Here is a 9,552-nt window from a genome sequence, read left to right on the forward strand (position 1 = left end):
CTCCGTCGATGAACAATCACTGCACCAACTCCGGGGCTTCCGCTCCGGGCCCGAGTACTAATGGACACGCCCAAGGGAGCACAGGGCTGCTCGCCGCCCTTCCCGTCGCGACCCCGCTCAACCACTGCGGTGGAGCCGACCTGCCTATGTACGGCAACAGGAAGACCAAGGACACATCGAACGCGTATGTGACCCCAGAGGGCACTGACACTAGTGGAAACGGCAATTTGCAAACCGGAGCGACTCTGTAGCAGAACAGGTGCTGGTCGTGGCCAGCGGGAAACCCCCGGGCGGAGCCCACGGTCACCGCGTGCGCCCGGCGCACTGGCCGGTGCCCTGTGCTGCTGGTGCTGGTGCTGGTGGGCGGGGGCGGCGGCTTCGGGTGAGGAGCCGTAATGAAGACGTCGGGCACCGGCCCTCGATACTCCGCTCAGATGACCTTTCGGTGTGTTCACCACGCACACGCCCCGGCCCGGGTAAGGCTTCGCGGCGTGCGGGTACGGCGACAGTGTCGGAGGGCGTGATCGTGGAGTCCATCGGTGGCGGACGGCGGCGGGTACGTCGCATGGCGGTGGCCCTCGTGGCCCTGGCGGCCTGGGCCGGGAGCCCGGGCGGGGCGGGGGCCGCTGCGCTCCAGGGGCGCGAGGCCGCGCCCGTGGTGTGGGAGGACTGCCCGCCGGACGCGTTGAAGGACCTGCCCGCGGGCGTCGACCCGGCGCTGATGCGCTGCGCCACCTACGACGTCCCGCTGGATCACGCACACCCCGAGAACGGCACCGTACCGCTGGCCCTGATGAAGCGCAGTGCCAAGGGCCCGGGCCAGCGGATCGGGTCGGTCCTCATGAACCTCGGCGGACCCGGCGGCGCTGTCTGGGGCGCGCCCGTGTTCTCGGAGTACTTCTTCTCCCCGCAGGTCCTGGAGCGTTTCGACGTGGTCGCGTTCGACCCGCGCGGGGTGGGGCGCAGCATGCCGCTGCGCTGCTACACCTCCCAGGAGCAGTTCGCCGAGGTCGACGCCAAGCTGATGCGCGCCCCGGTGACCCCGCGGCAACTCGCGGACGAAGCCGACGCGCTGACCACGCAGGGCGGTCTGTGTCGCGACAACGCCGGGGTGCTGCTGCCCCACATGTCCACGGCCGTCGTGGCGCGGGACCTGGACCTGCTGCGGCAGGCGGTGGGGGACGAAAAACTGACCTACTTCGGGGTCTCCTACGGCACGTTCCTCGGCGACACCTACGCGAACATGTTCCCGGACAGGGTCCGGGCGATCGTCAACACCGGCAACGTGGATCCGGGCCTGCGCTCCTCGGACGGCACGCGCTACGAACACGACCGCGCGCTCAACTACGAAGACGTGCTGGGCGCGCTGCTCCAGCGCTGCAAGGAAGCCGGGACACCGGCGTGTCCCTTCGCGGAAGGCGACCCGCTCGGCAAGTTCGACACGATCCGCAGCTATCTGCGCGCCCACGCCGACTCCTCCGTCACCACCGCCGACGGCAAGGTCACCTCGCTCAACTCCTTCGTCAACGACCTCTACGACAGCCTTCCCGACCCGGGCCTCTACAGCGCGCTTGCCAAACGCTGGCAGGACCTCTACACGGCCCTGCCCACGCCCACGACGGGCGACCCGGGACGTGCCCGGCCACGCGCCGCCGACACGCCGTACACCGGGAACAACGCCAACCCCGCGGTCAACTGCACGGACATGCCCTCCCCCCGCGGCGTGGAGCGCCTCCCCGGCCTGGCCGACCAGTGGGAGAAGGAAGCCCCGACCTTCGGGCGCCCCCAGGTCTTCAACGGCCTCAACCAGTGCTCGACCTGGCCCTACACCCCCGCCGACGGCAACGACGTCTTCCGCGGCCCCTGGAACCGCTACACCGGCACCACACCGATCCTGCTGGTCAACGCCCTCCACGACCCCGCCACCCCGTACACCTACGCACAGGCCGCGGCCCGCGAACTCGGCCCCGCCGCCCGCCTGCTCACCGTCGACTCCTTCGGCCACGGCACCATCACCCCCGCCGAGAGCGCCTGCGTCGCCAACCACATCACCACCTACCTCCTCACCACCACCCCACCCGACGAAGACACCACCTGCTCCGACGTACGACAGCCCTTCACCCCCTGAACGGCACGGGGCCCGAGCCACTGGGGCCCGTTCGCACTCGGGCAGACGCAGCGAGCATGCGACCGACTGCTCGGGGCCCAGACCTCCCCCGGGAGCTAGAAGAGCGCCCTCCGGCGGCACCATCCCGCCCGGCAGCCCCGGGGGCCGGCGGTCCGCCGTCCCCGAACCTCCGGAGCGTGTGCTCGCGGTCCCCGCAGGCGCCCTGGGAGGGGATCCTCCACAACCGGTGACCGGGTCGGGCAACGTTCCTGCGGAACGGCGCCCGCCCGGTTCGGGTACGCGAGTACCCGCGGCCCGAGGGCAGCAGCTGGTGGCTGAGCTTGTCGGGTACGCCCGGCGATGATCCGGTACCGGGGCGACAGCGTCCGCCAGGGCCGCCCCTACCCAGTCCGTCCACGCAGGTGCGGGCCGGGCCGCAGGCTACTCGCAGCCGCTGGCGATGTCGACGTTCAGACAGGTGTCGGTGCCGATGCCCCCGTCGGCGGTGTCGCCCGGTAGGAGCCCAAAGACGGAAGCGCCCCCGTCGAGAATGTCGTCGCCGGCACCGCCCATCATGATGTCGGCACCCGCCCCGGCTGCCTCGAGGCATGGCCCGGCGACCACCGTGTCACCACAGATACGGTCGTTGCCCGCGTCTCCCGTGATGTAGTCCGCTCCGGACCGGCCCTCGATGACGTCGTCGCCCGGTCCCCCGCTGATCGTGTCCAGTGCGGTACGCCCCAGTACCGCGTTGGGCCCGTCGCCGAAGATCGTGTCGTCGCCCGACCCGCCGTTGATGGTCTGGTCGTTGTTGCTTCCGGTGATCGTGTCGTTGTCGTCCCCGCCGTCGAGGGTGACACCGTTCGCGTTCTGCAGGTTGTTGAGCGCAAGGGTGTCGTTTCCGGGGCCTCCCGAGATGAAGGACGTGTTGAGGGAAAGTGTGGGCCCGCCGATGATGGGGCGCATCTGATCGTTTCCGCTGCCTCCGTCCGAGATGATGGTGCCGCCGGCCAGCGCGCGTCCGTTGACGGTGTCGGCGCCTGCCTCTCCGAACATCCTCAGCGTCTTGCCGGCGTTTGCCTGCGGGTTGAGGGCGCGGTCGTTGCCGTCTCCGAGACAGATCGTGTCGTTGCCGCCCGTCTGGCCGTTCACGACCCGCACCAGATCGTCACCCGCGAGCGCGACCACCACGTCGTCGCCGTTCGTCAGATTCAGCGTGTCGTTGCCCGCTGTGCCGACGATCGTCGCCGGCTTCCCGCCACACATCTCCACCGCCGCCGCGTTCGCCACCGGCACCTGGAAGGCCCCCGCGAGAACGAGCACCGCCGCTCCAGCGAGAACCCGCACGCGGGCCGAGACAACCATTTCCGAACGCACATCTACCTCCGGGACGCAGCAGGAACGAACCAGCAGAGGCATGCCCCACACCAACAGGGAATATCAGCCCAAAGGGGTTGTCCGGGGGCGCACGCCACGATGTCGCACGCACCGGCGGTCGCTATCTCAACCCCGGCGTGAGAACACGTGCCCCGACCGAGAGGGGAATCCTCGCACCTGTTGCACCGGCACTTCCGAGGCGCACGAGCGCCGCCTGCTGGTGCCGGGCGACGTCGTCCGCCCGGTCCCCCGTACGGGGGTCCTGTCCGTCCCGAAGGCTGCCCGTCGGCCTGGGTGTCTGTGGTGGTGGTGAGGGGGTGGCGGGGGTTCGCTGTGGTGGTTCGGCACATACACCCGGGGGTCGGGCGTTTTTAGGGTGTGGCGGACAGTTCGTCGTCCAGTCCGGGAGTGGTGACCATGGCCGCCGCAGCACCTGTATCCGCGCCGCCCAGAGGACTCGCGCGCATCGTCGCCGCCAGTCTGATCGGGACCACCATCGAGTGGTACGACTTCTTCCTGTACGGGTCGGCCGCCGCGCTCGTGTTCAACACCCTGTTCTTTCCGACCACCGACCCGCTCGTCGGGACCCTGATCGCGTTCGTCACGTACGCCATCGGGTTTCTCGCGCGGCCGCTCGGCGGGGTGGTGTTCGGGCACTTCGGGGACAAGGTCGGGCGGAAGAAGCTGCTCGTGCTCAGTCTGCTGATGATGGGCGGGGCCACCTTCGGGATGGGGCTGTTGCCGACCTACGCGAGCATCGGCGTCGGGGCTCCCGTGCTGCTGACCCTGCTGCGGCTGGTGCAGGGGTTCGCGCTCGGCGGGGAGTGGGGCGGGGCCGTGCTCATCGTGTCCGAGCACGGGGGTGACCGGCATCGGGGGTTCTGGGCCTCGTGGCCGCAGGCGGGTGCTCCGGGTGGGAATCTGCTGGCCACCGGGGTACTGGCGCTGCTCGCGGCCGTGCAGTCCGAGGAGGCGTTCCTCGCGTGGGGGTGGCGCGTGCCGTTCCTGCTGTCCGGGGTGCTCGTGATGGTGGGGCTGTGGATCCGGATCTCCGTGTCGGAGTCGCCCGTTTTTCTGGAGGCTCAGGCCAAGGCCGAGGCGGAGGCGGCGCGGGGCGTGAAGGAGAAGGCGCCCGTGGTGCAGGTGTTCCGGGGGAGCTGGCGTGAGGTACTGACCGCCATCGGGACCCGGTTCGGGGAGAATATTTCCTATTACGTACTCACTTCATTCCTGTTGGTGTATGTGACCGTGCACCTCGGGCTGCCCAAGACCACCGCCCTGAACGCCGTACTCATCGGCTCCGCCGTGCACTTCCTCGCCATTCCGGCCTGGGGCGCGCTCTCCGACCGGCTCGGGCGGCGGCCCGTCACCCTCATCGGGTCGGGCGGCATGGCGCTGTGGGCCTTCGCCTTCTTCGCCCTCGTCGACTCGCGCTCGCCCGCCGTCATCACCCTCGCGGTGACCGCCGGGCTGCTCCTGCACGGCGCGATGTACGGGCCGCAGGCCGCCTTCATCTCCGAGCTGTTCGACACCAAGGTCCGCTACTCCGGGGCCTCCATGGGCTCCCAGCTGGCCTCGATCGTCGCCGGCGCGCTCGCCCCGATCATCGCCGTGGAGTTGCTCAAGGACTACGACTCATCGGTGCCCGTCTCCGTGTACCTGTCTGCCGCCGCCCTGGTCACCACCGCCACCGTGCTCGCCGCCCGCGAGACCCGGGGCCGGGATCTGTCGGCCACCGGGCAAGGGGCGGCCGCCGGGGCAAAGGCGCACGACGACGCCGTACGGGTCTGAGTGCGCGGGCCCGGAGAAACGGCCTCCGGGACCCGGCCCCCGCTCCCGCTCCCGGCCCGGAAGGCTGCCACGATGGCCCCCGTGAACGACTCCCCCGACACCGCGGCCGCCGTGGCGCGGCTCCTGGAGCTGCTGGCCGAGGACGCCCCGGCGGAACGGTTCGCCGAGCCCTCGGCGCAGGTTCGTACCCTCGGCCTGACCCCCGCCGAGCAGGACCTGGTCGACCGGGCCACCCGGACCGCCCTGGACATCCGCCGCACGCTGGCCCAGCACCGCCGACGCGAGACCGAGCTCGCCGCCCTCTTCGACACCGCCGGGGACCTGGCGGCGCTGCGCGACCTGGACGCCGTACTGCGGGCGATCGTGCACCGTGCGCGGCTGCTGCTGGGGGCGGACGTCGCGTACCTGACCCTGGCCGACGCGGCCGCCGGGGACACCTTCATGCGGGTCACGGACGGCTCCGCGTCGGCCCGGTTCCAGCAGCTCAGGCTGGGCATGGGCGAGGGGCTGGGCGGGCTGGTGGCGCAGACCGGGCGGCCGTACTGGACCTCCGACTACACCGTCGACGACCAGTTCGCCCATACGCCCGCGATCGACACCGGCGTGGGCGAGGAAGGACTGCGGGGCATCCTCGGCGTCCCGCTGCGGCTCGGCGCCCGGCTCATCGGCGTGCTGTACGCGGCGCAGCGCGGCGTGCGCGAGTTCACCCCGGACTCCATCGCCCTGCTCTCCTCCCTCGCCGATCACGCCGCCATCGCCATCGACAGCGCCCGGAGGCTGGACGAGACCCACTCCACACTCCTCGAACTGAACGCGGCCACCGAGACCGCCCGCGAGCACAGCGAGGCGCTGCGCCGCGCGGCCGAAACCCACGACCGGCTCACCGATCTCGTGCTGCGCGGCGGCGAAGTGGCCGACGTGGCACGGGAGATAGCCGCGATCCTCGGCGGCGGGCTGGTGGTGCACGACGCGGACGGTACCGAACTGGCGCGGGTCGCGGCCGCCCCGCTCGCCCCGCCCGCCGACGGGGTGGCCGCCTCGCGGGCCGACGGGCGGGCTGTGGACGTGGACGGCATCTGGGTCTGCGCGGTGATGGCCGGATCCGAGCTGCTGGGCAGCATCGCGCTCACCGGGCGCCCCGCCCTGCCGGACACCGACCGCCGGCTGTTCGAGCGTACGAGCCTGGTCGCCGCGCTCCTCCTGCTGCTGCGGCGGTCGGTGGCCGAGGCCGAGGACCGGGTGCGCGGCGAACTCCTCGACGACCTGCTCGCCGAGGACCACCCCGACCGGCCCCGGCATCCGGGCAGCCTCACCCTGCGCGCCCGGCGGCTGGACGTGCACCTGGGGAACCCGCACGACGTGCTGGTACTGCACTGCGCACTCCCCCGGCGCCAGCGCCTGCAGGCCGAGGCGGCCCGCCGGGCGCGGGAGCTGCGCGGGCTGGCGGGCCTGTACCAGGGGCACGTGGTGATCCTCGCCCCGGCCGCCGAGGCGCGCCTCGCACCCCGCGAACTCGCCCTGGAATTGGGCCGGTTCCTGGGCTCCCCGGTCACCGTCGGGGCGGCCGGCCCGGCCCTCGGGCCCGGCGAGCTGCCGCGCACGTACGCGGACGCCCTGCGCTGCCTGGAGGCACTGCGCAGCCTGGGGCGCACCGGGGAAGGCGCCTCCCTCCCCGAACTCGGCTTCGTCGGGATGCTGTTGGGCGACCACCGGGACGTCGGCGGATTCGTGACCCGGGTCCTCGGGCCCGTCCTGGAGTACGACGCCCGGCGCGGCACCGAGCTGATCCGCACCCTCGCCGCCTACTACGCGGCGGGCGGCAGCCTGTCGAAGGCGAAGGACGGCCTGCACGTCCACGTCAACACGGTGGTCCAGCGCCTCGACCGGATCGCCCGCCTCCTCGGGCCCGACTGGAACAGCCCGGAGCGTGCCCTGGAGACCCAACTGGCCCTGCGCCTGCACCGGCTCGTCACCCCGGAGCGGCCGTCGCCCTGGCGACAGCCCTGACCGGCGTCCGGATCCGGCCGTGTGCGTCCACGGGGGCGCGGATCGACGGCCCGCGCGCTACCCTCCGCGCATGATTGACATGAGCATGTCGCATAGCCGCAGAAGAGCCGGCCGCCGCTCCCTCGTCTGCCTCCTCCTGCTGGCCCTCCTGGGTACGGTGACCACCGCGACCGCCGCCGACCGGGCACCCACCCCTTCTGCCACGAGCGCCGCCGCCACCGCCCACTGGGGCGACCGCCGCCTCGACGAGGTCGCCTTCCTCACCACCCACAACGCCTTCACCAACTACCAGGACTCCCGCTGGAGTTCGGTCAACCAGTCCGAGTCGATCCGGGCCCAGCTCGACGCCGGCGTCCGCGGCCTCAGCCTGGACACGCACTGGTACGAGCGCAGCACCTGGCTCTGTGTCATCAGCTTCGGCAGCGACTGCTACCCGAGCGACGTCTACCTCTGCCACGGCGACTGCAAGACCTTCGCCGGAGCCACGTACGCCCTGCCCCGGCAGTCCTTCCACGGGACGATGCAGACCGTCGTGGACTTCCTCGCCGCCCACCCGCAGGAGGTGGTGACCGTCTTCCTGGAGGACTACGTCAGCCCCGAGCAGCTGGAACGCTCCCTCGGGCGGGTCCGCGGCCTCCAGGACCTGGTCTTCCGGCCCGACCAGTGGGGCGTACGGCAGAACGGCTGGCCCAGGGTGGCCGATCTCGTCGGCGCCGGCAAGCGTCTGCTGATCTTCTCCGACCGGTCCGACCGCGAGCGGCTGGGCGTCATGTACGACAAGTCCTGGACGGTCAGCAACTTCTGGAGCCTCGGCGACCTCGGCAACGACCTCGGCTGCGTCACGCGCTGGGCGGACATCCCGCTCGACCGCCAGGAGCCGGGATTCAGGCGGCTGTTCACGATGAGCCACCACCGCAACGTGCCCACGGTGCTCACGGCGGCCCTGGACAACGGCAACAAGCTGCGCGACCGCATCGCCGGCCCGTGCCGGACCGCGACCGGCGGACGGGACCCGAACTACGTCTCCGTCGACTTCCACCGGCTGTCGGACGGCAGCGGCCACACCCCCGCCTCCGTCGTCGCGGAGCTCAACACACGCCCCTGAGGCACAGCGCCGTCAGGGTGGCCGGCCCGGTGCGGATCAGCCGGCCGCCCGCGCGGTGAGCGAGCGCCGTTCGTCCTCGTTCAGCCCGCCCCAGACCCCGTACGGCTCCTGCACGCTCAGCGCGTGCCGCAGGCACTCCGTCTGCACCGGGCAGAGCGCGCAGACCTCCTTGGCTCCCCGCTCCCGGACGGTACGGTCCTCCCCGCGCTCCCCCGCCGGGTGGAAGAACCGGTCCGTGCCGAGGTTCCGGCAGGCCGCCTCCTCCTGCCACAGCCAGAGGTGCTCCGACAGGCCGGGCAGACGCGACACGTTCGACATGTCCCGACTCCTCTCGTCTCGTCAAGGTTCCGCCGGCGCGTTCCCCGCACGCGCGCGGGCGCCCCTTCCCCCTCGTCTGGCCTGGCACGAGTTTTCGAAACCGGTTCGGTACGGGAAACCCGTTCTGTTCGTCCTGCCACAGGCGGGTGTCCGTTCGGGCCGACCGGGTACAAGCGCACCACGAGATCACGGAACACCACGAAACCGAGGACGGGGTGAGGGCGCAGTGCACACCATCGGACCGGACACCGGCCAAACCGCACCGGCCACCCGGAGGGCGGCCGTGCGCCAGCGCCGCCGACTGGCGCTGCGCGGCGCCCGCCGACAGGTCGCGCGGGGCAGGGAGTTCACCCGCGAGGCCCTGAGGGACTGGGGGTGGGACGGCTGCGACACCGCCGAGGACGCGCTGCTGGTCGTGTCCGAACTGGTCACCAACGCGAACCTGCACGCGGACGGCTGCCACGAGCTGCAGCTGCTCAGCGGCGAAACGTTCCGCGTCGAGGTGTACGACGGCCTCCGCGAGCTGCCGCGACTGCCGTCGGGATCCCGGCCGGGCACGCCGGGCGGGCACGGCCTGCAGATAGTACGGCGGCTCGCCGACGACTGGGGGGCCGAGGCGCACGAGCACGGCAAGGTGGTGTGGGCGGAGATCGACGCCGCACGGCTGCGGCCGGAGCCGGCCCTGCGCGGGCTGGACCTCTGCCGGGGGCTCTGAGACCGGGTGGAGACCGGGGCCCGAAGGGCTTCCGGCCTGAACCGGGGCCGAACCGGGGCCCGAAGGGGCTTCCGGCCGGCAGAACGCCACCGGCCGTGTGGGGCGGGACCGAGGTCATCGCCTCGGTCCCGC

7 protein-coding genes are annotated in these 9,552 nt (G+C 71.9%); 5 read left to right on the forward strand and 2 right to left on the reverse strand.

Annotated features, from left to right (window positions below; translation table 11 throughout):
- The first annotated feature begins 526 nt into the window (after positions 1-526).
- Positions 527-2,128, forward strand: a complete 1,602-nt coding sequence (locus ABZ873_RS25810) for an alpha/beta hydrolase (protein ID WP_360876234.1) — start codon at positions 527-529, stop codon at positions 2,126-2,128.
- Positions 2,129-2,548: 420 nt separating this feature from the next.
- On the opposite strand, the gene ABZ873_RS25815 is transcribed toward ABZ873_RS25810, so the two are convergent.
- Positions 2,549-3,526 carry a calcium-binding protein gene (locus tag ABZ873_RS25815; RefSeq protein WP_360876236.1) on the reverse strand — a complete coding sequence of 326 codons (978 nt, stop codon included), beginning with the start codon at positions 3,524-3,526 and terminating at the stop codon, positions 2,549-2,551.
- Between the two features lie 375 nt (positions 3,527-3,901).
- On the opposite strand from ABZ873_RS25815, the gene ABZ873_RS25820 reads away from it, so the two are divergent.
- The 3 genes from ABZ873_RS25820 (at position 3,902) to ABZ873_RS25830 (ending at position 8,387) form a co-directional block, all read left to right on the forward strand.
- Positions 3,902-5,275: an MFS transporter gene (locus ABZ873_RS25820; RefSeq protein ID WP_360876238.1), complete on the forward strand. Its 1,374-nt coding sequence runs from the start codon at positions 3,902-3,904 to the stop codon at positions 5,273-5,275.
- Between the two features lie 81 nt (positions 5,276-5,356).
- The gene (locus ABZ873_RS25825) at positions 5,357-7,282 is read left to right on the forward strand and encodes a GAF domain-containing protein (RefSeq protein WP_360876240.1); all 1,926 of its coding nucleotides are present in this window, start codon (positions 5,357-5,359) and stop codon (positions 7,280-7,282) included.
- Positions 7,283-7,352: 70 nt separating this feature from the next.
- On the forward strand, positions 7,353-8,387 hold the full coding sequence (locus tag ABZ873_RS25830) for a PI-PLC domain-containing protein (RefSeq protein ID WP_360876242.1): 1,035 nt from the start codon (positions 7,353-7,355) through the stop codon (positions 8,385-8,387).
- Between the two features lie 36 nt (positions 8,388-8,423).
- Here ABZ873_RS25830 and ABZ873_RS25835 read toward each other — a convergent pair whose 3' ends face one another.
- Positions 8,424-8,705 (reverse strand): WhiB family transcriptional regulator, encoded by a 282-nt coding sequence (locus ABZ873_RS25835; RefSeq protein ID WP_360876244.1) that lies wholly within the window; start codon positions 8,703-8,705, stop codon positions 8,424-8,426.
- A gap of 283 nt (positions 8,706-8,988) precedes the next feature.
- On the opposite strand from ABZ873_RS25835, the gene ABZ873_RS25840 reads away from it, so the two are divergent.
- Complete coding sequence (locus ABZ873_RS25840) at positions 8,989-9,420, forward strand: ATP-binding protein (RefSeq protein WP_360876245.1); 432 nt, start codon at positions 8,989-8,991, stop codon at positions 9,418-9,420.
- The last annotated feature ends 132 nt before the right edge of the window (positions 9,421-9,552 follow it).

The sequence above is a fragment of the Streptomyces sp. NPDC047014 genome, assembly GCF_040644195.1.
Taxonomy (GTDB): Bacteria; Actinomycetota; Actinomycetes; order Streptomycetales; family Streptomycetaceae; genus Streptomyces.

What these genes read in the sequence shown, in the direction of transcription:
- ABZ873_RS25815 (WP_360876236.1), bottom strand. Translation starts at nt 3,526, where the DNA reads ATGCCTCTGCTGGTTCGTTCCTGCTGCGTCCCGGAGGTAGATGTGCGT.
- ABZ873_RS25820 (WP_360876238.1), top strand. Translation starts at nt 3,902, where the DNA reads ATGGCCGCCGCAGCACCTGTATCCGCGCCGCCCAGAGGACTCGCGCGC.
- ABZ873_RS25830 (WP_360876242.1), top strand. Translation starts at nt 7,353, where the DNA reads ATGATTGACATGAGCATGTCGCATAGCCGCAGAAGAGCCGGCCGCCGC.
- ABZ873_RS25835 (WP_360876244.1), bottom strand. Translation starts at nt 8,705, where the DNA reads ATGTCGAACGTGTCGCGTCTGCCCGGCCTGTCGGAGCACCTCTGGCTG.